Here is a 25,817-nt window from a genome sequence, read left to right as displayed (position 1 = left end):
CGAGCCCGCCCACCCTTCCCGCCCCGTCCCGGCAAAGGAGCACCCCGTGTCCCGCATCCCCCAGCACGCCACCAGCACCGACCCCAACGTCCTCGCCGCCCTGGAGGTCCGCGCGCTCCTGGAGGCCGAGTTCCGCATCCGTGCGCTCGACTTCGCCCACGAGCACGGCGGCCCGGACGCCAGCGCGAAGCTGTGGCGCGCTCCGGACCGCCACGGGGACGGGACGATCATCGTGCTGACCGGGATCGGCGCGGCCCGCAAGCCCGCCACCGGGTCCTGGACCCGGCACCGCGACGGCTGGCGTCCCTACAAGTCCGACCCGCTGCACCAGGCCATGTCGACCATCCGGGCCACGCTGCCCGGAGCGCCCGGGCTGCCGAACATCATCGACGGCGGCCGCGACGACCGCGGCCGGCACTGGACCCTGTACCCCGACCCGATCCTGGTCGGTGACGCCGCGTGGTTCGGGCTCTCGATGCCGCCGGCGGCCGAGCAGCCCGACGGCGTCGAGCTCGGCCCGCAGTGGGTCGAGGCGACGGGCTCGGCCTACGCCGCGGCCGCCGATGCAGTGCGGTCTTGACCCGGGAGCCAGTCGCCACCCGGCGCCGGGCCGCCCGCGGACGACGAGCGCGCCGGCATGGGAGCGCTCGACGGCGACGTGGCCGCAGGCGGATGCGACCTGGCACGGCACTGGTCTGCCCTCTCACTGGCGGGCTGACCCACGCCGCAGGCCCGCACTGCCGCACATCAGCAGGGCATGGAGACGCGACTCACCTCACAGCAGCAGGACCGAGCCCTGGAGCTCGTCGCCGCCTGGCTCGGCCCGAAGCTCGGCTACGACGGGCCTGCCCCGACCGGGAAGGACGCCGCCTACACCGCCAGCGGCCCGATGCTGAACCCGGAGTGGGACTGGCCGTCGTCCGGCCCCACCCCGACGATCCTGCTCGAGGGCGGACCGGACGACTGGGCGATCTTCGCTGCGCACGAGCTGGCCGACCAGATGGCGGGCATCGGGGTGTTCGCCGAGCCGTACGCCTGCTACGCCCTGTGCCTGTACCCGGCGTGACCTGACCACGTTGGCGCCCGCACCGGATCGAGGACGTGCCGCACATCGGTAGTCCGTGACCACCTCGACGCTGCCCCACCCGACACCCGCGCTGCTCACCGAGCCCTACGCCGCTCGCCTGGCGCGGTGGTTCGACCTGCACCCCGACCAGGCGCCGGCCCGCATCCTGGCAACCTCCGAGTGCGACGAGTGCGGTACCGCGATGGTGCACCGCGCGACCGCCGACCTGACCGACTCGTTCTGGCACGCGACCGACGCCACGACCACCGGCGGTGCCGTGCCGAACGGGCAGCCCGACGCCGAGACCTGGCTGAACTGGGCCGCGCAGCACGACATCGCCGCGTACTCCGCCGCGAAGGCGCACCGGTCCCTGATCGGCATGTACCCCTGGCAGCACGCGCACCGTCCGCGGCCCGTCTCGACCGCCGACGAGGACGTCGCCGCGATGCACGCGTCCTTCGTCGCCGCCTACGGGGTGGAGCCGTCGGAGCTCGTCACCACGCCCGTCCGGCCCCGGTGACCACCGCGAACGTCAACCGCTCGCCGGCGGCGTTCGTCCGCCGCGTCCGAGCGCTCGCCGAGACCAACGACTGGCTGGTCGGCGACGTGGACGCTGCCGCAGTGCTCTCCGAAGCGCTCGCCCACCTGGGCCGCACAGGCGCGCACCACGAGCAGATCGCGCACCTGACCGCGCGACGCCCCACCCACAGCGCGGCCGCCCTGGCCCTGGAGGCGACCACGCTGCTGCGCGACGCGCTCGCCCTGCGGCACGTGCTCGGGCGGCAGCCCCTCTCCCGCTCGAGCACCCTGGCCGGCGGCGTCCCGGTGCTCGGGCCGGACGGAGCCGACATCCTGCTCCCCCAACACGGACCGAACAGCGCCGCCGCGCTCCCCGTCACCCTGCAGCTGCATCAAGGCGGCGCGCTGCTCGTCACCGACGCCGGGCCACTGCCGCTGGCCCGCGCGATGGAGGTACTCGACGCCATCTCCGCGGGCACGCGCCTCGGGCGCCTGGGCACTGCGCGCGCCCTGCTCTCGACGTCCCGAGCACTCGCCGAACTGCCCATCGCCGCCGGTGCGTGAAGACCATCGCCCCTGGCCGGGGTTCGCGCGTGGACGCCCTCGACTGGAAACGCGCGCCGACGCGCCGATGGGAAGGCCGCAGGACCAGTAGGGGGCTGCACCTGCACGCAGGTGCTACGTGGTCACGGCGACGCTTCCCGCTACCCGTCCTGACACGACAGGAAGTCCTGCAACCGGCCAAGGAGCGGCCCCATGACCCCCGACATGTCGCACCCCGACGAGACTGACACCGGCGCCACCGCGCCGGTTCCCCCGCCGCCCGTGGAGCCGTTCGCGGCCGCCGCCCATGCTGCTGCAGTCGCCGCGTGACCTCCGCGCCGGCGGATCGGCACCAGAACACCGATGGCCGGATCAAGCCCGCTTCCGCGCGCACAGCCGATCCGTGCGCCCGCACCGCACCGAGCCCGACAGCGGCACCCTCAAGGTGCTCGTGGTCGACGACCACGCCGTGCTCCGGCACGGCGTGGTGGGGGTGATCGACGCCGCACCGGACATGACCGTCGCCGCGGAGGCCCGCACGGTCGCCGAGGCCATGGACGCAGGCGTCAACCTCGACCCCGACGTCGCACTCGTCGACCTCAACCTGCCCGACGGCAACGGCTTCGCGGTCGTCTCGCACTTCGCCGAGCACCGCCTGCGGACCCGCTGCATCATGTTCACCGCAGTCGGGCACCGGGGCGCGGTCGAGCGGGCGATCGACGTCGGCGCCGTCGGGTACCTCCGCAAGAACGCCTCCGAGGACGCGATCCGGCAGACCATCCGCGACGTCGCGGCGGGCCGCGACCGCGCGCAACGGACCCTCGCGGCGATCACCGCGTCCCCCGACGCGTTCGAACAGGTCCTCGACGTCCTGACCCCGGCCGAACGGCTCGTGCTCGAAGGCGTCGGCGCCGGCGAGACGAACCAGCAGATCGCCGACCAGCTGGGCGTCGTCGACCGGACCGTCAAGCGCCACGTCACGAGCCTGCTCGACGTGCTGGGCATGGTCCGGCGCACCCAACTGGCGGCGTGGTACGCCGCGCACTGCCACCCCACCTGGTAGGCCGATCACACCCACGCCACCAGCACCTCGCCGCCGAGCACCCCGAGGTGCTGGTGGCGTGCCGGGCCGGCGCCAGCCCGCACATCTACAGCACATGAGCCTCCTGCAGCCCCGGGTCCCGGCCGGCGTCACGACCGGCGGCCAGTACACCGCCACACCGCGCAGCGAGTCCGCCACCCGGCTCGCCCGCGACGACCCCGGCGCGCCCCGCCTCGTCGCCGCAGCGATGCTCGCGCGCCGAACCGGGCAGACCGGCCGCGCCGACCTGCTCGAGCGCCGGGAGCTGGCCGTGCAGGCCGCGCTCGCCGCAGCCCAGGCGGCAGGGCACGCCGAGCCCGTCGACGTCGAGATGCGCGCGATCACCGACGCCCGGTGCGCGGAGTACGTCGCCGACGTCCGGATCGCGCAGGAGGCGCCCGGATGGTCGGGCGGCGGCCCCGACGCGGCCGGACTCCTCGTCAGCGGGCTTGCTCTCCTGCGCGAGACCGGAACCAACCCCCGGTACGTGGGGGCGACCAGCGAGTGGCTCCGACGCGAGCCGATCGACCGTGACATCCCGCCCGTCGTCGACACGGTCGCCGCGCGCCTCGACACCCACCTGCTGCTCCAGCAGCACGTGCAGGCCAGCCCGCTCGCCGGCTCACGGGTCCTGGCTCGGTCCCGCTTCCAGTACGCGCGCACCGGGCAGGCCATGCTCGTGCTCGACCACGAGGAGTTCGTCGCGTCCGCCGGCGGCAAGCAGCACGTCACCGCGAGCCTCAACGACCGCGGTGTCCTGGAGCTGCGAGCCGCCTGCACCAAGGTCGAGGGCATCGCGCGCGACATCGCCCTCGGCCGGGTCGCCGGCGCGACGAACACCCCGCGCGCCCAGGTGCCGGCAGCCCTCGCTGACCTCATCCGCGCGATGAGCTGAGGCGCCAGCGCGCGTCAAGGGACGGCCGCCTCCCCTCGCGGCTAGCGTGGCGGCGGACCGCACGAAGCGGCTCCGACCCGACGCGAAGGCGGCAGCGTGATCCCCTGGAGCGAGCTCGACGGCGACGTCATCGAACGCCTCGTGGCCAGCCTCATCGCCCTCGACCACCCGCGCGCGAACAGGATCACACCGTCGCGCGGCGACCGTGGCATGGACATCCGCGTCCGGCAGGACGACGGGACCCTCGTGATCTACCAGGTGAAGCGGTACACCGGCCCCCTCACCACCCGGCAGGCCCAGGAGATCGAGAAGTCCCTGCAGACGATGCACCAGCACGTCGCTGCCGAGCACGACGTCGCCGCATGGCACCTGGTCATGCCGTGGGACCCGACTCCGGAACGCATCGCCTGGCTGGAGGACGACCTGGCGAAGCGCATCGACCCGATCGAGCTGCGCTGGGACGACAAGGCCCGCCTCGACACCTGGGCGAGCGCCCACCCGAACCTGCTCGACTATTTCCTGCCGGGGCGCTCGCCCCGCGACGAGCTCCTCCTCGAAGCTCTGCGTTCCCGCCTCCCCGACCCCAGCACGGTCGAAGGCGCCGACCTGCTCGGCGTCGCGACCGCCCACTCGCTGCATGTGCAGCGAGCCCTCGACCGGGTCGACCCGTTCTACCGGTACGAGGTGCAGCACCACCCAGACATGGCGGCCGCCAGAGCGGCCGAGAACGCCGCGGCCGGACGCGCCGGGCTCGCCATGATGCAGACCGTCGGGCTCGCGGGAGGTGAAGCTCGCACGGTTGCGATGTACGCCAAGACCGCCTTGTCCGCCGAGCTGTCCCCGATCACCATCAACACCACCATCCACGTCCCCGACGAGCACCGCGCCTCGTTCGAGTCCTTCCACGACTACGGCACCGCCCTCGTAGGAGTGCCCGCCACCGTCGAAGCAGTCGGCGGTCCCCCCGGCCTTGACGCACCCGCCGGCGAGTACACCGTCACGCTGAGCCCCTGGCCCGAGGAAGCCGACCTGCCCGACACCGAGCTCGCCATCCTCGACACCGACGGGACCGAGCTCGCCACCATCCCGCTCGGGCGTTTTCAGCGGACACGCGGCCTCGACGGCCGAGGCGTCCAGCTCCGGGCACGCGCCGTCGGTGGGTCATCCATGTTCACGTTCTCGATCCGCGCGTCCGAGGACGGACGAACGTTCACGGCCCGCATGGGGCTGGAGGCGCCCTCACTCACGGGGATGGCGCCCGCTGCCGCAGCACGAGCGGCGCGTGCGTTCGCGGCCTACCTGCAGGCCGGCCGGCACCAGTGGCGTGTTGCCGACGCGGGGCGCGTGCTTCACGAGGCGAAGCGCGAGGAGCCGCTGGACGACGGCGGCCAGTTCCGACCGCTCGTCCTGGACTACCTCGATAGCCTCGCCACACTTCAACGGCACCTCTCAGAGCGCGTAGTCGTGCCCGACCTCAGCACCGAGCCGATCGAGGCAGCCAACGAGGTGATCGCGGCTGCACGCCTGCTCAACGGCGAGACCCTGCACGTGCCCATGGACATCTGGGTCGAGCGGACCAGCTGGGAGGCCACCGGTGCGGCGCCGGTGCGGATCGCCCAGCAGATGCACTGCACCGTCGCCGGTCGCAAGATCCCGATCATGGCCTTGGTCGAAGCCGAGACCGTCGAAGCCGTCGAGGCGCCCGCCGGACCCTCCGACCCAGTGAAGGTCGCACCTCCAGGAGGCCTGTTCGCCGTCACGCTCCACCGTCCCGACCCCACAGCACGATGAACCGCCCCGACGCGCGCCCCGCGGGGCGCTAGCCTCCGTCCATGGGGACCGCCGATGACCGGACGTGGGAGCCGCCCGCCGTTCCGGCCGGCACCATCGTCTACCACTACACCTCGCCCACCGGACTCGTCGGCATCCTCACCAACCGCGAACTCTGGGCGAGCGAGGCGTCGACACTGAACGACCTGTCCGAGGTCAAGGGCGGACGCAAGCGGGTTCGCGCGTACGTCGACGCCCAGCTCAAGGCGTCACACGACGACGACGGGGCCATCCAGTCGCTCAGCGACGCCCTCTCCGACCGGTACCGGCTGCGGCCGGGACGGCGTCCGTCCACCTTCGTGCTCTGCGCGTCGCAAGAACGCGACGACGCGGCACAGTGGCGCCTCTACTGCGGCGGCCGCGGCGGCTTCGCCGTCCACCTCGACACGAGCCACCCGCTGCAAGTCATCGCCCCGCCCGGCAGGCACCACGCCGCGCAGGACCCGATGTGGACGAAGCTGGGATTCAGCTCCGTGGTCAGCCGCTGGTACCCCGTTGCGTACACCGCCCAGCAGAAGCGCCTCCTTCTCGACGATCTGGTCGCCTGGGTTCGCCGCCGCGACGAGATCGCCCGGGACGACATCGACGCGACGGCGAACCACCCCGACCGCGAGATCCACTGGGCAGACATCGTGGATGAGCACGGGCTCGCACTTGCCAGCGCGGTAGACCTCGCGAGTGCGCTGATGAAGCCGAAGGGCTTCCGCGCAGAACGCGAAGTGCGCGCCGTCGCGTACGCAGCGATGCCGGAGAACCTCGTCTCCTACCGAGCCAACGACGAGCTGCCCGTCCCCTATCTCCGCGTGGCCCAGAGCCAGAGCACGGCTACCTCTGACTCGGCGATGAACGATGTCCGCGACAAGAAGAACGGTCGACCCGACCGCACGTTGCCGATCGTCGGGGTGACCATCGGACCAACCAGCCAGTTCGGCGACATCAACCACACGGTGCGGATGCTGCTCGATACCGCCGACCTCAAGGTGACCGACATCCGCAAATCCAAGGTCCCTCTCCGCTGGTGACCAGGAGCTCGAGCGCCGACTGAGGGCGCGACACTAGCCACCGAGGCCGTGCAGGTTCCGGCCCATGAACACCACACGGGCTCTCATCGCCGACCTCCTTGCTCTGCTCTTCGCCAGCCTCGCCGCCCGCCACGGCCACCCACTCACGCAGAGCGAAGCCGCGCTGGCCGCCCGCGCGATCATCACCACCGCCAGCGCCGTTCTCCGCCACCTCGCCCGACGCCGAACATCGGCAAGCCGGCAGAGCCAGCCCAGCGAGCCGGAGGCGAGCCGCCAGCGGCGATAGCCGCGACCCGGGGCCCCGCCGCCGCCCCATGAGCTCCCTCCCCTCCCTCGCTGCGCTCGGTCGGGTCGGTCGCTGCTCGGCCTGCGGCCTGCGCTGCTCGCCGCTGCGCGGCTGCGCGTGTGCGTGACGGTTGGCGAGCCGGTTGCCGTGACGGTGCTGGGCGGTGTCGTGCGCGCCCGCGGGCGCGCCGGGACCGGACCGGCGCCGGGACGGCGGCGGGTCGGGTCGCGGCGCGCCCGCGGGGCACGACGCGGCCTTGCCGGTGGGTGCCACCTGGGGCGGGCCGGATGCCGCGACGCGGACCACGGTGGCCGCCGGAGGGTGACCGGTCCTGTGCGGGTGCGGGACGGCGGCGGCGCCGGGGCGTGTGCGTCTCGCTGCGCTCGCGCAGGGCCCGCTTCGCGTGGCCGGCTGCCGGGTCGCCGCTGCGCTGTGCCCGGCTCCGCGGCCGGGGGTGCTGTCGGTGTGTCGGGCGGCGGGCCGGTGTTCGTGGGTGGCCGGGTTCGTCAGGTGTGGTCACCTCCGTGTGCGACGCAGCTCGCTGCGCTCGCGCGTGCACGACTCGGTGCGTGCCGGTGGTCGTCTCGGCGCGGACCGGTGACACGGGCGGTGGGTTCCGCGGGTGACGGGTGCCGCTGCGCGGTTCCGGTGCCCGCCCGCGCGAACCCGTCACGGTGACGCCACGGTGACCTGGCCGGTCAGGCGTCACGGTGCCCCGCACATCTACCGGGCGCAGCAGCACAGGACCACACCCGGGCGGGGTCACCGGCGCGGGACCGGGCAGGTTCCCGTCACGGTCAACCGGGACGGCGTCCGCGCCGCTCACCGCCAGCCACCAGTACCGCAGGGCCGGCGCGCAGCGACGGGGCCGAGACGTCAGGGCCGGCCGCGCAGCGGACGGACCGGACGGCGAGCACCACCCACATGAGCAGACGGGGGCAGCCAGCCGCCGGCGACGGTGAGCGCAGCGAACCCGTCCCGGCCGGCGCAGCCGCCCCCAACTGCGACCCCGACCACCCAACCCGGCCACCACACGCGCAGCGACGACACGGCGCAGCCGTGGCGGACGCGAAGCGGCGACGCCCCGCGGGCGGCGCACCCTGACCGGGTGGAGAGCGCCCCCAAGGCGCGACCCATCCCACGGACGAGGACCACAGCGAAGCGAACACGGACCGACGCCCGGCCAGGGGCGACCCGAGGAACGAGGGGAGCGCTGCGGGCGGGCGGGGCGCGGTCCCCTTGGGGGATTTGCTCGTTCTTGACCTGGGGTGGCCGGACTTTGGTCGGGCTGTTCCGGTGGCAGGCCTGGGCATGGGTCCGCAGCGTTTCGGCGCATGTTGAGGGAGCATGAAGCAGCAGGCGACGTCCACGTTCCGGCTCACCCCTGCAGGCGGGATCGAGGCGAACCCCACGACGTTCACGTCCCGGGCGTCGGCGTTCGCGTCGGCGTCCGGTGGTCTGGGTGGCGCCCGGTTGCTCGTCGTCCGCGACGAGCAGGAGGTGGCCTCGTACGTCCAGTTCGCCGGGGCGGCGACCCCGGCGGTGCAGACGGCCGCCGAGCACTTGGCGGCCGCGGTGGCTGCGAACGCCCAGCTCATGCAGTCCCCTCCGGACTTGGGCGTTGCTCGTGCGATCGCGACGCTGCGGGTGGCGCGCGGGTCGGCGACCGGCCGGGACACCCTGAACGGGGTCGACCTGACGGAGGCCGCTCGCACGCTGGCCCGTTCGATGGACCCGGGCCAGTGGGTCGCGGTCACGCTGCGCGCGCCGAGCAAGCGAGAGACGAGGCGGCATCGGGGGTGGCTCGAGGACCGCATGGGAGCGAAGAACCCGACGCACCACTCGATGGCGTCCGACGCGGTCATGGTCACCATCCGGGTCGGGGCCGGCTCCCAGCGGGAGGCCGCGCAGCTCGCGCGGCAGGTTCGCTCGACGATGCCGGGGTTCGACCAGGACACCCGCGCCCAGGTCGAGCACACCGCCCGCGGTGCGCTGGGGTGGACCGGCGGCGGGCTCGCAGCTGGCGCGGGGGTCTCCTTCGGGTTGCCGCTCGCGCAGGTGGCTGACGTGACGGGGCTCGGGTGGCCGGCCGTTGGCGGGCTGCTCGGTTCGGTGCTCGCCGGGGTGGGGGCGCTGATCGCGGCCGACGTGCTGCCCACCCGCGCTCGCCGGGTGCACGCCGCGGCTCGTGCGGGTGCGCTGCCCGGGCCTGCGAGCTCTCCCCTGCTGTGGCGCAAGGCGGCCGACCGGCGGGACGACGACGGCAACTCCCGGCACGTTGCTGCCGGGTACCCCCTGGACCGGTCGGTGTTCAAGGTCGGGCCGCAGGTGGTTGCCGGTCTGGTCGCACCTCACGCCGGCGCGATCTCCGGGTCCGCACGCACCGCGACCCGCGCGACTCCCCCGGCGCTCACCCGCCGCATCGGCCCGCTGATCGGCACCGGCGCCGACGGCAACCCGGTGCACCTGTCGGCTGACGACCTGCACTACGGGGTCGTCGCGACCGGACGGGCCGGGTCGGGCAAGTCGCAGTTGATCCGTTCGCTGTTCGCGTGGTCGCTGCTGGAGCGGGTGCGGCCGTGCGCGATGCCCGGGTTCCCCGGCGCGCGGCACGGCCTGATCGCGTTCGAGTCCAAGGGCGAGGGCGCGGTCGCGTACGAGAAGTGGGGAGCCGCGCTGGGGCATGCCCCGCTCCTGGTCGACGTGGCGGACCCGCAGACCCCGGGCATCGACATCTTCGCGGTGCCCGGCACCTTGGAGGACCGGGCCGCGTTCGCGGCGAACGCGATGCGGTACGTGTTCGGTGACGATGCCGTCGGCAACCAGGCGTTCCCCGCGATGGTCCGGGTGTTCTCCGGCGCCATGGTGATGACCGACGAGCTGGCTACCAGGGCGGGTGTGCGGCCCGGCGGCTCCCCGTTCTACTACGCGCACCTGCTCGTCGGCGGTCAGGGTGACAAGGTGGCCGAGGCGATCTGGGGTGTCATCAACGAGGAGGCGACGCGACTGGAGTCGGCCGGTGCACCGGACCGTGACCTGTCGGCCGCGCGCGACCAGCTCGCGGGCCTGTTCTCCGGTCCGACCCCGGCACAGCGGCGCAGCGTCGTCGGCTCGAGCGAGAACAAGTTCTACCAGCTGCGGATGAGCGAGCAGTTCTGGACGCCGGCGCGCCCCAAGCGCACCTGGGACGAGATCCTGACCGGCCACCAGGTCGTGGTCATCAACACCGGCGTCTCCCGCTCGGGCGTCATCGTGGAGGACACCGCGTCCGCCCAGGTGTCCGGGATGCTGACGTACGCGCTGCGTCACGCGGTCCTGCGGCTGTGCACGGGGTGGCAGGAGCAGGGCCGGTACACCTCGATCTTCGCCGACGAGCTGTCGCTGCTGGCGGGGACCTCCCCGGAGGTCATCGTCTGGCTGCGCAACCAGGGCCGCTCCTACGGCGCCCGGTCGGCGTTCGCCACCCAGTACATGGACCAGCTGCACCCGGAGGTCCGCGCCGCGGTCACCACCTTCGCCACGATGTTCACCTTCCGCCAGGACGGCTTCATCGCGGAGGACGCCGCGAGGGATGCGGCGTCGGACGGGTCGACCTGGTCCGGGGCCGACATCGTCGGACTCCCCGTGTTCTCGGCGGTGCTTCGCACGGACGTGCACCAGGCGCGCGTACCGGCATGCACGGTCACGGTGGCGAACTTCGAGGCGGACCGTGCCGGGTTCGCCGCGTCGCAGGGCTACGGCGGGGCCTCGGCGCCGGCGGTCAGCGCGTGGTGAAGGGCGCGACCGGCGGCGGCGCCTCGCCTGCCAGGTGGGAAGGCACGCCGGTGCCGTTCTTCGAGCTGGAGGACCGCGGGTGCACGCCGGGGTTCGGTGCCGGCGACCGGACGGACCCGTACTACGGCGGCATGTGGACGCAGGGCTCGACGGCGGTGTGGATGTCGCGCAACCTCGCACGCATGCAGGTGGCTTCGGGGTTGGCCCGGATGCCGCGGGCGCTGGACATGTCCGAGGCCGAGGCGCGCGACGCGCTCGCTTCGACACGTTCGCTCGGCCCGCGGATGGCGGCTCTGGGCGCGGTGGACCAGTGGCGGACCTGCTCGGCTGAGCAGCTGGCCGCGATCACGGGCTTCGGCAGGCTGGCCGTCCGCGACACCCGGACGATGACGGCGCTGTTCGCGCTGGGGGTGTTGGACCTGGGCGCCTTCACCTCCGAGCTGCTTCCGGGGGCGGCGGCTCGCCGCGCGCCGCTGTACCGCCCGTCGCGCACGGACGCGTTCGCGAAGGAGGTGGCGCCGTTGCTGTCGTACGAGCAGCGGGTTGCGATCACCGGCGGACTGCCGTGGGACTTCCGCCGACAGTACGACCGGCACAACCTGCTGTCGGTCGAGCTGGGGTTGCGGGTGGCGCAGTTCTGCGAGGTGGGCACGGTTCTCGGCGAGAAGCTGTCGACGGTCGACCTGCTCGCCGGGGCCGGCCTCGGGCTGCCGAGCGTGACCGAGGACCGCGGCTCGGACCTGACGATCGTTCGGGCCGACGGCCTGCGGATCGCGGTCGAGCTGACGGCGTCGGTCGGCCGCGACTTCGAGGAGAAGGTGCGCCGGTGGGCGCGGCTGCTGGCGGAGCGCCCCCTTGCGACGTCCGGCCTGACGGTCGTGTTCGTGGAGGCCGCTCCGCATGACGGTTCGCACCGGTTCGGGTCCGGCCTGTCGCTGCGCGCGCAGGTGCACAAGGCGGTCGGGCAGGTCGTTCGGGAGTTCCCCGGGGTGGGGTCCGACCGCGTCGCCGAACGGATCGGCGTCGTGTCGTGGTCGCAGTGGTTCCCGGCACCGGGCTACGCGACGGCGGAGTTCACCCGGCTCGAGGTCGACCGGCCGACCGGCCCGGCGGCCGATCGCTGGCAGCGGGCGTCGATGCTCGACGTGATCGACCGGCCACTGGCGGCGACGAACCCTGCCGCCCTGACCGCGGTGATCGACAACGCCTCGTTGCTGCTCGGCACACCGCACTGGCTTCGGACCGGGCGGGCGCCGCGGGTGTGGGAGGCGCTGACCGGACCGGTTGGGTGGGATGAGCTCCCGTGCCCGCCGCTGTCGCGTCCAGGTCGTGCAGCTGCCCCGCGCCCGCAGGTCGGGGCGCTGGGGTTCGGGCAGCCAGCGGTCCGTTCGACGGTGAGATGGGCGCAGCCACCGGCGGTCCGTGTGCCTCGTGCGCCGGCGCCGGTGGTGGACCCCGCAGAGCCGGACCGGCATGTGGTCGCGCTGTGGTGACCGGAGTTGGGCGCGCGCTGGGGTGGGGCCCGCGCGTCAGCAGCCACCGTCATCGGAGTCGTGACGTTCGGCTGACACCTGGCGCTTCCGGATCGTGCGCGCCATCAGATGCTCCCTAGGACTCCGAAGTTCGGCAGTAGCCGCTGCCCGTCCGCGCGACCCCACAGGTGCAGGGTCCGCGGGTGGATGTTCAGGTGCTCCGCCGTCGGGACGAAGACCTGCACGGCGTGCCCGCCCTCACCCCACACTGCGCCGTGCAGCAGGACGAGGTCCTCGTACGACGGGATCGCGTCACGCCGGGAGATCGACGCGTGCAGCCAGTCGTCCCGGTCGGTCGGGCCGGCCTCGAGGGGCAGCGGCGAGCACGACACGATCACCGTCCCGTTCCCGTCCTTCGCGCGGTACCGGAACCCGTCCGGCCCGAACGGCTCCGGCGGGGACCAGTCGTCCCGACCGAGCCGGCGCCGGACGGCGAGCGGGTCCAGGCCGGTCACGGCTCCTCCCCGGCGGCGATCCGGTCGGCCTCGGAGGTGACCGTCTCCACGATCAGGTCCACCACACTCACGGCATCCTGCCCGTCGATCATGGCGACCGCCGTCTCGATGTCGGACCGATCGGCGATCAGCGCTCTCAGCGCTCTCGCCGCGACCTGCGCGTCGTGCTCGGCCAGCCAGCGGTCGAACCCGGCTAGTCCGTCGAAACCGCATCGTTCGGCCTCGCTAGCGAACATCTCGCGGACCTGGACGGTGGCGAGCGCGGCGGTCGGCTTCGGCTGGGCGTCAGGCACCGGGCACCCCCTCGGCGGCGAGACGCGACAGAACCCGCTGGGCGCGCTCACTGTCCCGCTGGTCGGCTCGGGTGGCGTCGAACCCGGCGGCTACCCAGATGTCGTACCGGACGAGTGCATCCCGGACCACCTCGGCCTCTCGCACGGTCAGGTCCAGGCGCACAGGCTTCCTGGCGCTCACGCCCCCTCACCTCCCTCGTCCGTGACCTCGACCCACGGGCTAGGTGCGACAGGGCGTGGAGCGATCCGCGACACCAGCACGCCGGGCACCCGAGCCGGGCCCTGGGGGCCGTTCCGACGGATCTCCCGTTCGGCCTCCTGGCGGCTGTGATACTTCTCGACGGGGCCCTGCCCCCAGGGCCATCGCACTCCCCACTCAACCTCGCTGGGGTGAGCCTCCGCCCACGGCATCTCCCGGCCCGCCCGCACGCTGCACAGGTGGCAGTGCGACGGCCCGATGTCCGGGACGCAATCGCACTCGATGTGCGCGACGTCACGGGGGTCGCCAGCACGCACCCCGAGGGCGGCGACCTGCTCGGCCAGGTGGCGTCGGTGCTCGCCACGGCCGTAGATCGTCTGCGCGCGCCAGTCGCAGCCCTCGCACCCAGAGCCGAACGACGCCACGTCCGGCTTGAACGCGTGCGTCGTCAGCGCCTCCTCGATCTGCTCCACGGTCGGGGCGGTCACGGGGCCACCTCGATCCCGAGCGCGGCCAGCGCGGCGTCGGCGGTCGCCTGAGCCTGGGCCCAACGCGGGGACGCCCCCCACTCGGCGCCGCCCTCGCCGTGGTGCTCGTAGAACGCCACGTTCTCCTCCCCGACAGCCTGGGCGAGAAAGCGGCGCGCGAGGATGTCGCGCTGCTCGGCGCTGACCGTCGGCATGCTGGTACCCCGGCCCGACAGCCGCTCACGCGCGTCCTGCACCGCGGCGAGCAGCGGCGAGTCGTCGGCCGCGACCTCCACCGCCAGGTCGGCCAGGCGCCGCAGCGACCACGCCAGGCCATCCGGGTCCGGCGTGGCGGCGTCACCCCGGGCGGGGCACGGCTCCGCCTCTCCGGCACCAGCGGAGATGCGGGGGTCGGTGTCGATGCCGTGCTCGCGGGCGATCCGGCACGTCGAGCACACGCACGCGCCCTCTCGGTCGTGCGTCCGCACCTCCGCCGCAAGGGCTGCTGCCACCTCCCCGGCACCGGCAACGGCGAGGGCGGCGCGGAAGCCCGCGTAGAACCCCACCCCGCGCTCAGCGCGAAGGCCGATCACCACGCCCTCATCCCGCCACCCGTTGTCGGCAGCGCGGTGAGCGTCCTCCATGGCGGCCCGCCCCACCGCGTCGCTCGTCGGGGCCGGCTCCGCGGCTTCGGCAGCACGGGCGGGCAGCGCGTAGACCTTGCAGACCAGCGCGCGCAGCGCCTCGGCCATCGTGAGGGCCGCAGCGTGCTCCACATCGTCGGAGTCGCCCTCCGCGGCCTCCTCCCAGAGGTCCACGGCCTGCGACGCCGCCGCGAGTTCAGGGCCGAGCGGCTCCGCCTCGCCCGCACCGTCGGGCGGGGTGCCGACGATCTGGCGGCACTGGTCCAGCCCCGCCGTTCCGCCCGGGGCGTCGTCCGCCCACGCGAGCACCCGCTCGCGCCACGTCCGGTCGGAGCCGGTCGTCTCGGTGGCGTCCATGCCGCTCTCCTTGGTGTCTCGTCGTCAGCGCGGCGTGGTTCGCCCGCGTCTGCGTGACGTATGTGCGGCACGTCGCGCCCCACCTGTGGAGCTGCCGCACATCTACCAGCCATGGGACGCAACAAGGACCGCTTCGACTTCGCCGGTGCCGACGACCGCGTGGGCCAGTGGCTGCACACCAACGGGCGGGTGGTCATCCCCGTGATCGCGCTGCTCGTCGTCGGCTTCTTCGTCCTGACGAGGTTCGTGTGACGCTGCGCCAGCCCGGTCAGGTCATCGGGCGAGCCGGCACCGGCCTCGGCGCGGGCTGCAACGGCTGGGCCGCGAACCGCGACGTCGCGCGGATCGGTCGGCGCGGTGAGCTGCGCACCGGTGAGGTCCTCAACCAGATCGCCGCGAAGCCCGGCGGGCCGACCGTGCTACACGACCTGACGATCCCCGGCTCGCGGGCGAACATCGACCATGTCGTCGTCTCCGGCCGTCGGATCACGCTCGTGGACTCCAAGGTGTGGAAGCCGGGCACGTACTGGCGCCTGCCCGGCATCGGGACGTTCCGCGGCGCCGAGCGGTTCCCGTACGCCGACAAGGGCACGATGGCGATGGCCGTCGACCGCCTCGTGAGGTTCCTGGACGAGCGGCACCTCGCGGCGCAGGTCGCCGCACCGCTCACCGTGGTGTGGCCGTCGTCGCGCGAGGGGTCGGTGCGGATGCTCGCCTTCGGCGGCGACCTCGCGCGGCGACGGGTCATCCCCGGGCCGCTCCTGGCCTCGTCCGCCCGCCGCCTCGGATCCCGGACCGCCGACCCGAACGTGGTGTTCGCGCTCGCCCCGCTCGTCGCCGGCGCGGCTGGTGCGCGGTCGGCACACCCGACTCGCCCCGTCCCCTCCTGGTGACGTCCCGTCCCCGACCGGAAGGTGCCCATGGTCTCCCGGACCGCTGCGGCCCAGCCTGACCTCTCCCGACTGATCCTGTGGGCAGGTCGCGTTCTCGCCGTCGTCGCGCTCGCGCTCGGACTGCCTGGCGGTGTTCTGCTGGTCGCGTCGATGTTCGCCGCGGCGTTCTGCTGCCCGGCGGTCGTGTTCACCGGCAAGAAGGACCGCGCCGGGCGGCCGACCCCTGCACACCAGGGCGAGTCCGACGCTGTGCGCTGGCATCGGCGCATGAAGGACATGCGCTGGCGCGTCCTGACGCCGAACGCCGACTGGCTGCCCGGCAAGGACGTTCGCGTCTCCTGGGTGGTGGGGCTGCTCTGCGGGCTGGTTCTCGCGTGCATGGGCACACCGCGGCTGCCGGTCGAGTGGACGTGGGCTCCCGCGGCGAACGGCGCTCTGGTGGCGATCGCGATCTGGCAGTACACCGGCTCGGCCCGCCGGTTCGCTTCCGACTACGACCCACACCCCGGGGTGGCGGTATCCGCGCTCGCGCGGGTCAAGGAGCTGGAGGGCAAGGCCCGCGTGGCCGTCGCCGCTGCCGCCGGTTCGATGCTCGTGGCCGGGCTCGCGTCGTGGGTGGTGCTCAGCCTCGACCTCGTGCCGCTCGGTGTCTTCGGGCCGCTGTCCCCTCTGGTCGCTGCCCCGGTTCTCGCAGTGCTGGCCGGGCTGGGCACGCTGACCGCATTCGCCCGCACGCTGGTCCTGTCCGAGTGGGCCGAGCTCGTCGCGACCCGGCTCGCGTGGGACGTCCGTTGGCCGAACGTCGGGGTGAAGGACGACCCGCCGTTCCTGGTCTCCCACCGCCGCCTCGGACCGATCACCGTCGACACGTTCGACGCGCCGGCCTCCGCCGGAGCGATGGCGTTCACCCAGCAGTCCGTCCAGGGCAAGATCACCGTCGCGCTGGGGGCGAACGTCCGCGCGTGGACGAAGGCCGAGCCGAACGTCGACGGTCAGGGGCAGCCGGTCCTGGGCTCCGTGCACCCCCTGCGGTTCTCGGTCGTCCACGTGCCCTCCGACCAGATGGTCAACGTCACCGACGTCGATCTCGACCCCGAGGCCGCGCGGACGATCATCGAGGCCGCCATGGGCCCGGCCTGCGATCTGGGCACCGTCTCGCGCTACCAGCTGCTGCAGATCGAGCAGGTCGCCGCCACCGGCGACCCTGAAGCCCAAGGCCGGGATGGCCTGAGCCCGTGGCGGGTGTGGCGCTCCATCTGGCAGAACCCGGATGGCCTGGGCGGCAGCCACCTGCGCAGCCACGTCCGGGACAACTTCGCCGCCCAGCTCTCGGCAGGGACCGACCCCGTCCAGGTGCTCGTCGACCACCGCGCCGCCAACGGCATGGGCGTCGTCTACATCGGGTACATGACCGCCGAGGAGACCGTCTACGATCCGGCAACCGGTCTGAGCGCGGACGCGCTTCGGCAGATCGAGACCGAGGACGTCTGGCGAGCCAGGTGGCGGGACGTACTCAAGCAGGGCACGAACCCGCCCACCCCGGCGCTCGAACGCACCGCCGAGGCGGCCCTGTCCGGTCCGCGGGGAGGCCCCGGTCCGGTCGTGCACTGCCAGCCGTTCGTGACCCTGCAGGGCGTCGAGCCCGAGAGCTTCTTCGGACTCGAGGACCGGATCAAGGCCACCCTGGCTGGCGCCCCGTTCGTCGCCGTCACCGGCTTCCCCGGGAACGGTGAGCGTCCGGGCGCCCGGCACTCGCAGGCGTTCTGCGTGTACTGGTCCGAGCAGTCGGTGCCCGACGGTCCGCACTCCCTTGCCCCCTCGGTCTCGTCCGAGGCGCCGCGGTGGGTGCTCACAGGGCGGATCAACGAGGCGTTCAAGGCTGCCCGGCTCGCCCGACCGGAGGTGTCCCGGGCGTCGTGCATGACCAAGGCGACCTCGCGAGGGCACATCTGGCGAATCGACCTGCGCCTGTACGGCGGCGTCACGCTGGCTGACGTGCGCGGGGCGCAGGAGCGGATCCGCACCGCGCTCGGCTCGTCGTGGCTGCGGGTGTCCGAGGCTGCGGACGGGTGCACCCTCTACGCCGGCGCGCTGCCGGCGCGTGTGCAGCTGGCCCGCGACAGCGATCGGTCCAAGCTCGTCGCGCTCGACTGGGAGCAGGCCTGGCTCTCGGCGAAGGTCTCGGGCGAGAACGCCTCGCTGCCGCGCCTGAGCGGCGTGGATCACCTGCCGGCGAACGAGAAGGTGCAGGTCCTCGATTTCGACTTGCCGTCGGGGCTGGCCTACTCGGACATCAAGGCGGGTGTCGAGAAGCTCAAGACGGCGACCGGCAACGCGTTCATCGAGGTGCAGCACGGTGTCAACGGTGCGGCGTCGGTGCGGCTGCTGGTGTGCGAGGTCAACCCGCTGCCGGAGAAGGCCACCCACCAGTTCGACGTGTACGACGCGAACGTCGGCCGGCTGCCGATGGGCACTGGCGTAGACGGCGAGCCGGTGATCGTCGACGTGAAGAAGTCCCCGCACCTGCTCGTCATCGGCGCCTCGGGCGGCGGCAAGGACCAGCCCCTGGACGCCCGGATCCCAGTTCCCGTCTCCGAGCGGTTCCCGAGCGGCTGGGCTCGAAACGGCGACCTGGTCGAGGGTGACCTGGTGTTCGCTGCCGACGGCACCACGACCAGGGTGGTCGGCTTCTCCGATGTGATGATCCGGGACACCTACCGTCTGCATCTGTCCGACGGTCAGGTCGTCGAGTGCGGCCCGGAGCACCTGTGGAAGGTGGCGACCGCCGACGCGCGCACCGCGCACTCCCAGCACCGCCGCAACAGTCACGACGCCTCTGTTGCGGAGGCGACAAGCCGGGCGCAGGTGCTGCGCGCCTTGGCGGCCGAGGTCAAGGTCGGCACCTCGGCCCCCTTGTCCGCGATCGCTCGGATGGCCGGCTACCAGGAGCTGTCGCTGTACGGGATGGACCTGCCGATCCAGAACCTGGCCGACGTCGTCGCGCTGCCGTCTGGCAAGAAGGCGTCCGTCTACGACATGTCCATGGTCGCCGATCACCTGGTGCGCATGAGCCGGCGGAGGGGAGCAGGGAACACCTTCGCCGGGCACGCCATCACGCCAGATCTGACTGCCTCGCTGCGCGAGCGCGGCTGGCTGTCGGCCCGCTCGATGGCAGATCACCTGGTCTCGGGGCCGAGCACTCGGAGCGAGAGGGACCTGGCCAAGAAGATCCTGCAGCGCGTGCAGCCGGACCGGCGCGACGGAACAACCACCTTCGCCACGAAGGTCTACCCGGTCGATGAGGTACTGGTCCTGCTCGCCGAGCGGCTCGAGGCCCGCGCCGCGGGCCGCAAGCAGGACCTGGAGACGCTGGTCACTGCGCAGGAAATGTACGCCAACCAGCGGCACCGGTCGGGCTCCACCAGTGCACGCGAGGCAGCGAACTACGCAATCCGGCTCGCAGCCCCGCTCGATCTGCCACTGGCCGACCTGCCGGTGGACCCGTACGTGCTCGGTGCCTGGCTCGGCGACGGAGTCTCCCGCGGTGCCCAGCTCGTGTCGGGCACTTCGCCCTCATGCACCGACTCCAACGGCGTCACGGACCAGGATCACCTGCGGGTGCAGATTGGCGAGCACTACCCGGAGGTCCACAACATCACGAGTAGCCAGGATGTCCTCGCCGTTCCGGGGCTCTACCGCGGTCTGCGGCTCGCCGGGCTGCTGAGCAACAAGCACATCCCCGCGGCCTACCTGCGCGCGTCGGCCGGTCAGCGGCTCGCCCTGCTGCAGGGCCTGATGGACACCGATGGCACGGTCGCGCCCGACGGGGGCTGCGAGCTGACCCTCTGCAGTGCACCGCTGTTCGCCGATGCGCTGGAGTTGATCCGCTGCCTAGGTATCAGGGCCAGCCACAGCGCCGACCCCGCCGCCGTCACCGAGGACGACCCCGAGGCCCCGGGCGCCAAGCGGCGTCGGGTGGTCGGCACCCGGTACCGGATCCGGTTCACCACCGACCAGGTCGTGTTCCGGCTGCCGCGCAAGGCTGCACGCCTCCCGAGGCCGGGCTCGCTGCGCCAGACGCAGGGCTGGACCTACGTCGAGAAGGTGACGATCGGCGCCCCGGCCCTGATGCGGTGCATCAAGGTCGCCCACGCCGAGCACCTGTACCTGACCGACGGGTTCATTCCGACCCACAACTCCGTGACCCTGCAGGACCTCATCTACGGCGCGATCGTGAGCGGCTGGGAGCTGTACGTGGCCGACCCCTCCAAGGGCGCCGCGGACTTCAAGTTCGCCGACCCGTATGCGAAGGCGATCGCGGTCGAGGTGCTGACGGCCGGGGCGATGATGCGGACGATCTACGCCGAGGTGGTGCGCCGCAAGAACCTCAACGCCCAGTACGGCGTCGGCAACTACCGGGACCTGCCCGAGGAGGTCCGCCCTCGTCACCTGATGGTCGTCATCGACGAGTTCACCTCGCTGCTGGGTGCCGACCCTGTGCCGCCGGCATCCGACGACGCCGAGATGGATACCGAGCGTGAGGCGATCTTGGCCTCGAACCGGGCGCGAACCGAGATCGGGGTGTTCACCGGGAAGATCGGCCGGGAGGCGCGCTCGGCCGGCGTGACCGTGGTGCTCGCCACCCAGAAGCTGTCGGCCAAGGTGCTGGACAGCATCCCAGGTGGCAACGACGTCAAGACCAACATGGCCCGGATCCTGCTGGGCAAGGCGACCATGGGTGAGCGGATGTCGGCGCTGCGTGCGCCGATGGATGCGCCCGAGGTCGGTGTCGTGGTCCCTCCCGGGCGCGGGGTGTTCGAGCCTGCCGAGGGCGCCGCGGTGATCTTCCAGTCCTGGTACGACCCCCGCGAGCAGTCCGTGCTGTCCGAGCAGCTCGCCGCTCGCGTGCAGCCGCTGCCGCCGTCCGAGCGGTTGGACCTGGGCACGCTCACGGCCGCTGCCAGCGCCAAGCGCTCGTCCGCTGGAACGAGGCAGCCGGGGTCGCGGGTGCGCACGATCACCGCGGAGGAGGTCGAGGTCTCCGACATGGAGCTCACCTGGGACGACCTCGCCGAGCTGGAGGACCTTGGCCTTCGTCGCCTTCGCGGAGACGGTGCGTCCGAAGCTGCCGACCCGGAACGCGACCTCGTACCGCCCGTCTTCGGCGATGTCCTCGACGAGGTCGCGGGCCTGGGTGACGTCGGCGCGCGGATCGACCCGTCCTGGCCCCCGGATGTGCAGGACGTGATGCGCATGCTGATCGGTGAGGAGCCCTACGGCGCCGAGGGGGCCGCGCCGGCCCCTGCGCCGGCGCGCGCCGAGCCGGTCGGCGGGGGGCGCGAGCCCGAGCCGCCCGCGGTACCGACTGCGATCATCGCCCTGCCGGAGCGGCAGGAGCTGACCGGGCCTGCGCACGTGTCGCCCGCTCCACCTGCTGACGTGCTGCTGCTCGACATCGACGGCACCCTGACCCGCCACGGGGGCACCCCCGAGGTGACGGTCCCCGGCGGGAGCATGCGGGTCGACCCGGCCGTGGCGGACGCGGTTCGGGCCATGGGCGTCCAGCTCGTCTGGGCGACAGACCGTGGCGCCTCCGAGCGCAGCGGCCTGGCCGCTGCTGCCCGGCTGCGTGTCGACGACGGTCTCGACCCTGGCGACGACGCGGGCCTGCTCGGATGGTGGAAGCTCGACGCGCTGGCAGTCTGGCTGCGTCGGAACCCGCACGTGCGCCGTCTGGCCTGGGCCGACGACGAGCTCGGCACCGAGGACGCGATCGGAGTCCCCTACCGGGACACCGCGGCCGACGTGCTCGCGCACGCAGGCGTCGAGCACCTGCTCGTCTGCCCGGCGTCCGGGCTTACGCCCGCAGACCTCGCCACCGTGGCCGACTTCTTCGGCGTCGCCCGGCCGGCTGACCCTTCGGCCGAGTCCGGACCCGCGCTCGCGCCGGCGCCCCCAGCCGCAGTTGCCGAGCCGCCGAACGCGCCGCTGACGCCGCGGGTGAGCCGGTACCTGCCTTCCGCCTACGCCGGCGAGGAGTTCTAGCCGGCCGGGAGTTCGCCGGGATCCTCGACCGCCGCACATCTACCTGGCATGCAGCGTCCAGCAGCCGAGCAGCCCCGCACCGCGGACGGCCGCTTCGGCGTTCGCCCGCTCGCCGAGGCCGAGCTCGTCCTCGGCGACCCCGACGGCGCAGGGCTGGACCTGTCCGACCTTCGAGCCGACGAGGTGGTCGACCTGGCGAACACCCCGCGGTGGGTTCTCGGCTCGGACCCCCAGTTCGAGGATCTGGCTTCGGTGCTCGAGCTCGACAGCTGTGCGTACCTCGGCGAGCTCGCGGACGACACCGAGACCTTCCAGTCCGAGATGACGGCGTGGGCACAGAAGCACTGCCCGGAGCACGCAGAGGCGTTCGTCGCGTTCGCGATGACCGAGCTCGCCGCGGCGGGTCACGCTCTCGAACGCGTCGGGACGCCCGAGGACCTGCACCGCGCGTACCGGCTGGAAGCGACCCGTGCCCGCACGCTCGCGCTGGTGGGCGACCAGCTCCCCGCGAGCATGGCGCAGGCGCTGCTCTCCGGCCTCGACCGCTCCGCGTACGGGACCGGGCCCGCCGGGGCGCAGCGTCGAACCCAGGTCAGAGCGGCGATCGATCGCCTGCGCGCCGAAGGCGTCACGGTCGCAGAGAGTGTCGAACCTGGCCGGGGCACCGTGTGGAAGGTGGCCATCGACTGACCCGGCCAGGGGGCCCCGTAGGCCCCGCACATCTACCTTCCGTGATGCCCTCCTCGAGCGCGCCCGTCCGCGTGCGTGATCAGCGGTCCGCCCCGGCCGTCGGCACCGACGGGCCCCGCGATCCGCGCGCGCCGCTGCACGCCCTCATCCCGGTGCAGCTCGACGAGGAGGCGCTGAGCCCCGCGATCCGTGCGCGCCTGCGCCAGGACGCCGCCGACAGGGAGTCCGGGGCGTGCCCTCCCCTGGTGCGCCGATGATCCGGGCTCTCGTCGCCGTCGAGGCGCCGCCTCGGCACGCCAAGGTTCCCAGCCGCGGCGCCGGGTTGCTGGCACGGGGCATCCCCACCCGTACGCCCGTCGGCGCGGCCGGGACGGCGAGCCCAGCCGCCGCCGACGGGCGCCCGCGCGAGCTCAACGCGCGTGCCCGTGCGACGGGCCCGCTCGCGACGGCGTACCGCCGGGTGCGATCGCTGCTGTCGGCGCTCGTCACCGCCGCACTGCTGGTGGTCCTCGCGACGAACTTCCTCTTGCCGGTGCTGGCTGAGCGGGCCGGGCTGCAGCCGTACGCCGTGCTGTCCGGGTCGATGGAGCCGCTCCTGCACACCCGCACGACGGTCCTGGTCGACACCGCGATCGACGCCGACGACCTGAAGTCGGGCGAGGTGATCGCCTTCATGACGGCACGGGGGCAGACGCCGACCACGCACCGGATCACCGAGCGCTTCACCGACGACGCGGGGCAGCTGTTCTACCGCACGCAGGGCGACGCGAACGAGGACCCGGACCCGAAGCCCGTGTCTCCCGCCAACGTGCTCGGGGTGCTGCACGCCGACCTCGACGACTACGGCCCGACCGTCGCCGGCCGCCAGGTCCCCATTGGACAGGCCGTCACCTGGACGCGAACCGCTGAGGGCCGTATCGCCCTGTTGGCGCCGGCGGTCGCCGCGCTCGTCATCGGAGAGCTCGGCGTCGCGATCAGCGGGTCGTTCGCCGACCCCCGCACCTGGACCAGGCGCCGCGCGCGGCGCTGACCCGAACGACGTCCCCGCCCGGATGGCGCGGACGCCCCGCCGGCCGAGCGGCCTCGGGGAGGAAGGAAACACCGACATGAGCACCAACCCCGAGCAGCCCAACCGGCGCCGCCGCCTCGGCGCCCTGCTCGTCGCCGGCGTCGCGATCGCCGCCATCGGCGTGCAGGGCGCCAACTCCCTGTTCACCGACCAGGAGGTCGTGTCCGACAACACCTTCGCGGCCGGCACGTTCGACCTGACCGCCGCCCAGCCCGGGGAGAAGATCGCCATCCCGAACATGCTCCCGGGCGACTCGGAGACGTTCACGGTGGACGTGGGCAACGGCGGAAGCCTCGAGCTGCGCTACGCGCTCACCGGCGGGTTCATCGCGGTGACCGAGGGTGGCGACAACCTCGGTGACGTCCTGAACCTCGAGGTCGCGGACTCCTCGGGCACCAGCCTCTTCAGCGGCACCGCGAACGCCGCGTCCGCGCCGCTCATCGGGGACACCACGGCTGTGGGTCCCAACGGCGGCCGCATCCTGGCCGGCGGCGCGACCGAGGCGCTCACGATCACGGTGACGTACCCCGAGGACGCGGACAACAGCTACGCGGGCACCGACGCCGAGCTCGTCCTGACGTTCGACGCGGAGCAGACCGCGAACAACGCCTGACCGGGCGTCGCCGCTACGCGCGACCGTCCGTCTCCGATGGGACGGGCGGTCGCGTAGCTGGCGGCCTCGTGCCCTCGGCCGCGGCCAGGCCCTCGAACGCTCGGATCGAACGCGCCCTGACGCCCGCACATCTACGCGCCGTGAGCACGATGCGGCCGCGCGTGCCCGCCGGCTCGCGCGCCGGCGGGCGGTTCGCCCCTGCTCCCCGCGGCGAGGCCAGCACCACGCTCAGCCACCCGGCCCGACGGGGCGACCTCGCAGCGGGCGCCCCGGATCTGGGGTGGGGGCGCCGGCTCGCCGAATCTCTCGCCGACCAGGTGGACCGGGCGAGCGGAGCCGCCGCGGCGCAGTTGCGGGCTCGGACGTACGCCCGCATGGACGCACCGGCCAGCTCGCCCGACGGCTTGCAGTACCGGGCAGACGAGCGTGCGTGCTCCACTGCCCTGGGTGAGGACCGCATGCTGGTTGCCGCCAGTGTGGGCTCGTGGGCTTCGGCTCGCTCGATCGTCGATCGAGACCTCGACATCCCGGCGCAGGTCGCGGCCCGAGCGCTGCTGGCGCGTCACGCGATCGGCGCGGTCGACGGCTGGGACCAGGAGGCCTACGACCGCATGTCCGCCCCGTGGCGCGAGGTCATCGGCCCGCTGCACCCTGACGACCCGCCGCCGGGTCGTTGAGTAGTTCGCGCGACCCGATGCCGTGCCACGCGACCCAACTCATCGTCGAGCAGGGCCTGCGCCCCGCGCCCCGCACATCTACCGGGGCATGAACACCAACATCGCGCGGGTGCCCGCGGGAGTGACCACGGGCGGCCAGTTCGCCCCGACGAGCCGCGGCGAGGCCGTCGACGTCCAGCTGGAGACCGCGGCCCACTCCGGCGTCCTCGCCGAGCGGTACGCGAACGCTCTCGAGCGCATCAGCCAGCAGAGGAGCGCCGGAGTCAGCCCTGGGGAAGTCGAGGCAGCCGCTCTGCGCTGCACCGGTGCTGCTGCGGCCGTCCGGCTGATCTTCCCGACGGCCGTGAGCGTCGACATCGAGGAGATGTACGAGCCGGATTCCACCTCGATGTCCATCACCGCCATCCACGACGCGGCCGGCAACGACCTCGCCGACGACGGTGTCGACTTCGACAAGGCGCAGGACGGTGTCGCGGACCTGCTCTGCGACGCGCTGGACTGCGTCCCCCACGCGGGCGACTCCGTGAACGGCCTCCGCCTGACCGGCAGCTGGAAGAGCGGCCACAAGGCGACCATCGACATCGACGAGGTCCTGCGGGGTGCCCTGCCACCCAGCCAGGAGGGACTCGGCGTCACCGGCACGAAGGTGATCGAGGCGTTCCGTGCCCTGTACGGCGACACAGGAGCCGACGAGCTCGGCTCGGCGCGTGACCTGCTGACCGAGCTGCACCACTGGGCGCGCGCCAACGGGCACGACCTGCAGCTCCTCGTGGAGCACGCCGGGGAGGTGGCCGACGAGGAGCTGGCCCTGCAGGCGGCGCACGCGACCGCCTGAACGCCCCGCACATCGCCAAGGATCCGCGCCGT

Annotated in this window: 25 protein-coding genes; 20 read left to right on the top strand and 5 right to left on the bottom strand. The window is 73.0% G+C overall.

What is annotated here, in order from left to right; genetic code table 11:
• The first annotated feature begins 46 nt into the window (after nucleotides 1–46).
• The 11 genes from HNR08_RS17125 (at nucleotide 47) to HNR08_RS17075 (ending at nucleotide 12,509) form a co-directional block, all read left to right on the top strand.
• On the top strand, nucleotides 47–580 hold the full coding sequence (locus tag HNR08_RS17125; RefSeq protein ID WP_146837853.1) for a hypothetical protein: 534 nt from the start codon (nucleotides 47–49) through the stop codon (nucleotides 578–580).
• A 177-nt stretch (nucleotides 581–757) separates the two neighbouring features.
• Nucleotides 758–1,066: a hypothetical protein gene (locus HNR08_RS17120; protein ID WP_146837855.1), complete on the top strand. Its 309-nt coding sequence runs from the start codon at nucleotides 758–760 to the stop codon at nucleotides 1,064–1,066.
• Nucleotides 1,067–1,121: 55 nt separating this feature from the next.
• On the top strand, nucleotides 1,122–1,586 hold the full coding sequence (locus tag HNR08_RS17115; protein ID WP_146837857.1) for a hypothetical protein: 465 nt from the start codon (nucleotides 1,122–1,124) through the stop codon (nucleotides 1,584–1,586).
• Nucleotides 1,583–2,149: a hypothetical protein gene (locus HNR08_RS17110; protein WP_146837859.1), complete on the top strand. Its 567-nt coding sequence runs from the start codon at nucleotides 1,583–1,585 to the stop codon at nucleotides 2,147–2,149. Before HNR08_RS17115 ends, HNR08_RS17110 begins: the two co-directional genes overlap by 4 nt.
• A gap of 382 nt (nucleotides 2,150–2,531) precedes the next feature.
• Nucleotides 2,532–3,191, top strand: a complete 660-nt coding sequence (locus tag HNR08_RS17105; RefSeq protein WP_183835165.1) for a response regulator — start codon at nucleotides 2,532–2,534, stop codon at nucleotides 3,189–3,191.
• 94 nt (nucleotides 3,192–3,285) lie between these two features.
• Nucleotides 3,286–4,104, top strand: a complete 819-nt coding sequence (locus HNR08_RS17100) for a hypothetical protein (RefSeq protein WP_183835163.1) — start codon at nucleotides 3,286–3,288, stop codon at nucleotides 4,102–4,104.
• Nucleotides 4,105–4,200: 96 nt separating this feature from the next.
• Entirely contained in the window at nucleotides 4,201–5,895 is a 1,695-nt protein-coding gene (locus tag HNR08_RS17095) for a restriction endonuclease (protein ID WP_146837863.1), read from the top strand.
• Nucleotides 5,896–5,936: 41 nt separating this feature from the next.
• Complete coding sequence (locus HNR08_RS17090; RefSeq protein WP_146837865.1) at nucleotides 5,937–6,956, top strand: hypothetical protein; 1,020 nt, start codon at nucleotides 5,937–5,939, stop codon at nucleotides 6,954–6,956.
• A 64-nt stretch (nucleotides 6,957–7,020) separates the two neighbouring features.
• The gene (locus HNR08_RS17085; RefSeq protein ID WP_146837867.1) at nucleotides 7,021–7,242 is read left to right on the top strand and encodes a hypothetical protein; all 222 of its coding nucleotides are present in this window, start codon (nucleotides 7,021–7,023) and stop codon (nucleotides 7,240–7,242) included.
• A 1,347-nt stretch (nucleotides 7,243–8,589) separates the two neighbouring features.
• Nucleotides 8,590–11,016, top strand: a complete 2,427-nt coding sequence (locus HNR08_RS17080) for a type IV secretory system conjugative DNA transfer family protein (RefSeq protein ID WP_146837869.1) — start codon at nucleotides 8,590–8,592, stop codon at nucleotides 11,014–11,016.
• 50 nt (nucleotides 11,017–11,066) lie between these two features.
• Nucleotides 11,067–12,509: a hypothetical protein gene (locus HNR08_RS17075; protein WP_146837871.1), complete on the top strand. Its 1,443-nt coding sequence runs from the start codon at nucleotides 11,067–11,069 to the stop codon at nucleotides 12,507–12,509.
• A 104-nt stretch (nucleotides 12,510–12,613) separates the two neighbouring features.
• Here HNR08_RS17075 and HNR08_RS17070 read toward each other — a convergent pair whose 3' ends face one another.
• From HNR08_RS17070 to HNR08_RS17050, 5 genes are read right to left on the bottom strand one after another with little or no spacing between them, the layout of a single operon-like run.
• Nucleotides 12,614–13,003 carry a DUF7694 domain-containing protein gene (locus HNR08_RS17070; RefSeq protein ID WP_146837873.1) on the bottom strand — a complete coding sequence of 130 codons (390 nt, stop codon included), beginning with the start codon at nucleotides 13,001–13,003 and terminating at the stop codon, nucleotides 12,614–12,616.
• The gene (locus HNR08_RS17065) at nucleotides 13,000–13,296 is read right to left on the bottom strand and encodes a hypothetical protein (protein ID WP_146837875.1); all 297 of its coding nucleotides are present in this window, start codon (nucleotides 13,294–13,296) and stop codon (nucleotides 13,000–13,002) included. Before HNR08_RS17065 ends, HNR08_RS17070 begins: the two co-directional genes overlap by 4 nt.
• Entirely contained in the window at nucleotides 13,289–13,477 is a 189-nt protein-coding gene (locus HNR08_RS17060) for a hypothetical protein (protein WP_146837877.1), read from the bottom strand. The genes HNR08_RS17065 and HNR08_RS17060 overlap by 8 nt, the downstream gene beginning before the upstream one ends.
• Nucleotides 13,474–13,983, bottom strand: a complete 510-nt coding sequence (locus tag HNR08_RS17055) for a hypothetical protein (protein ID WP_146837879.1) — start codon at nucleotides 13,981–13,983, stop codon at nucleotides 13,474–13,476. The genes HNR08_RS17060 and HNR08_RS17055 overlap by 4 nt, the downstream gene beginning before the upstream one ends.
• Nucleotides 13,980–14,963, bottom strand: coding sequence for a hypothetical protein (locus tag HNR08_RS17050; protein WP_146837881.1), 984 nt, complete (start codon nucleotides 14,961–14,963; stop codon nucleotides 13,980–13,982). Before HNR08_RS17050 ends, HNR08_RS17055 begins: the two co-directional genes overlap by 4 nt.
• A 111-nt stretch (nucleotides 14,964–15,074) precedes the next feature.
• Between HNR08_RS17050 and HNR08_RS17045 the strand changes: the two genes are divergently transcribed.
• The 9 genes from HNR08_RS17045 (at nucleotide 15,075) to HNR08_RS17005 (ending at nucleotide 25,785) form a co-directional block, all read left to right on the top strand.
• Nucleotides 15,075–15,215, top strand: a complete 141-nt coding sequence (locus HNR08_RS17045; RefSeq protein WP_183835161.1) for a hypothetical protein — start codon at nucleotides 15,075–15,077, stop codon at nucleotides 15,213–15,215.
• Nucleotides 15,212–15,856 (top strand): nuclease-related domain-containing protein, encoded by a 645-nt coding sequence (locus tag HNR08_RS17040; RefSeq protein WP_183835159.1) that lies wholly within the window; start codon nucleotides 15,212–15,214, stop codon nucleotides 15,854–15,856. The genes HNR08_RS17045 and HNR08_RS17040 overlap by 4 nt, the downstream gene beginning before the upstream one ends.
• A gap of 27 nt (nucleotides 15,857–15,883) precedes the next feature.
• Complete coding sequence (locus tag HNR08_RS17035) at nucleotides 15,884–21,901, top strand: hypothetical protein (RefSeq protein WP_146837885.1); 6,018 nt, start codon at nucleotides 15,884–15,886, stop codon at nucleotides 21,899–21,901.
• A gap of 48 nt (nucleotides 21,902–21,949) precedes the next feature.
• Nucleotides 21,950–22,591 carry a hypothetical protein gene (locus tag HNR08_RS17030; protein ID WP_146837887.1) on the top strand — a complete coding sequence of 214 codons (642 nt, stop codon included), beginning with the start codon at nucleotides 21,950–21,952 and terminating at the stop codon, nucleotides 22,589–22,591.
• 44 nt (nucleotides 22,592–22,635) lie between these two features.
• Nucleotides 22,636–22,848, top strand: a complete 213-nt coding sequence (locus tag HNR08_RS17025; RefSeq protein WP_146837889.1) for a hypothetical protein — start codon at nucleotides 22,636–22,638, stop codon at nucleotides 22,846–22,848.
• A complete protein-coding gene (locus HNR08_RS17020) occupies nucleotides 22,824–23,621 on the top strand; it encodes a signal peptidase I (RefSeq protein WP_146837891.1) in 798 nt (265 codons plus the stop codon). Before HNR08_RS17025 ends, HNR08_RS17020 begins: the two co-directional genes overlap by 25 nt.
• Before the next feature lie 76 nt (nucleotides 23,622–23,697).
• A complete protein-coding gene (locus HNR08_RS17015) occupies nucleotides 23,698–24,273 on the top strand; it encodes a TasA family protein (protein ID WP_183835156.1) in 576 nt (191 codons plus the stop codon).
• A 140-nt stretch (nucleotides 24,274–24,413) separates the two neighbouring features.
• Nucleotides 24,414–24,950: a hypothetical protein gene (locus HNR08_RS21330; protein ID WP_186812764.1), complete on the top strand. Its 537-nt coding sequence runs from the start codon at nucleotides 24,414–24,416 to the stop codon at nucleotides 24,948–24,950.
• An 88-nt stretch (nucleotides 24,951–25,038) separates the two neighbouring features.
• Entirely contained in the window at nucleotides 25,039–25,785 is a 747-nt protein-coding gene (locus HNR08_RS17005; protein ID WP_146837897.1) for a hypothetical protein, read from the top strand.
• Nucleotides 25,786–25,817 lie beyond the last annotated feature (32 nt).

Origin of the sequence: Cellulomonas hominis, assembly GCF_014201095.1 — a bacterium.
Taxonomy (GTDB): domain Bacteria; phylum Actinomycetota; class Actinomycetes; order Actinomycetales; family Cellulomonadaceae; genus Cellulomonas; species Cellulomonas hominis.
Note: the sequence above shows the minus strand (reverse complement) of the source record. Positions and strands in the feature narration are given on the sequence as shown.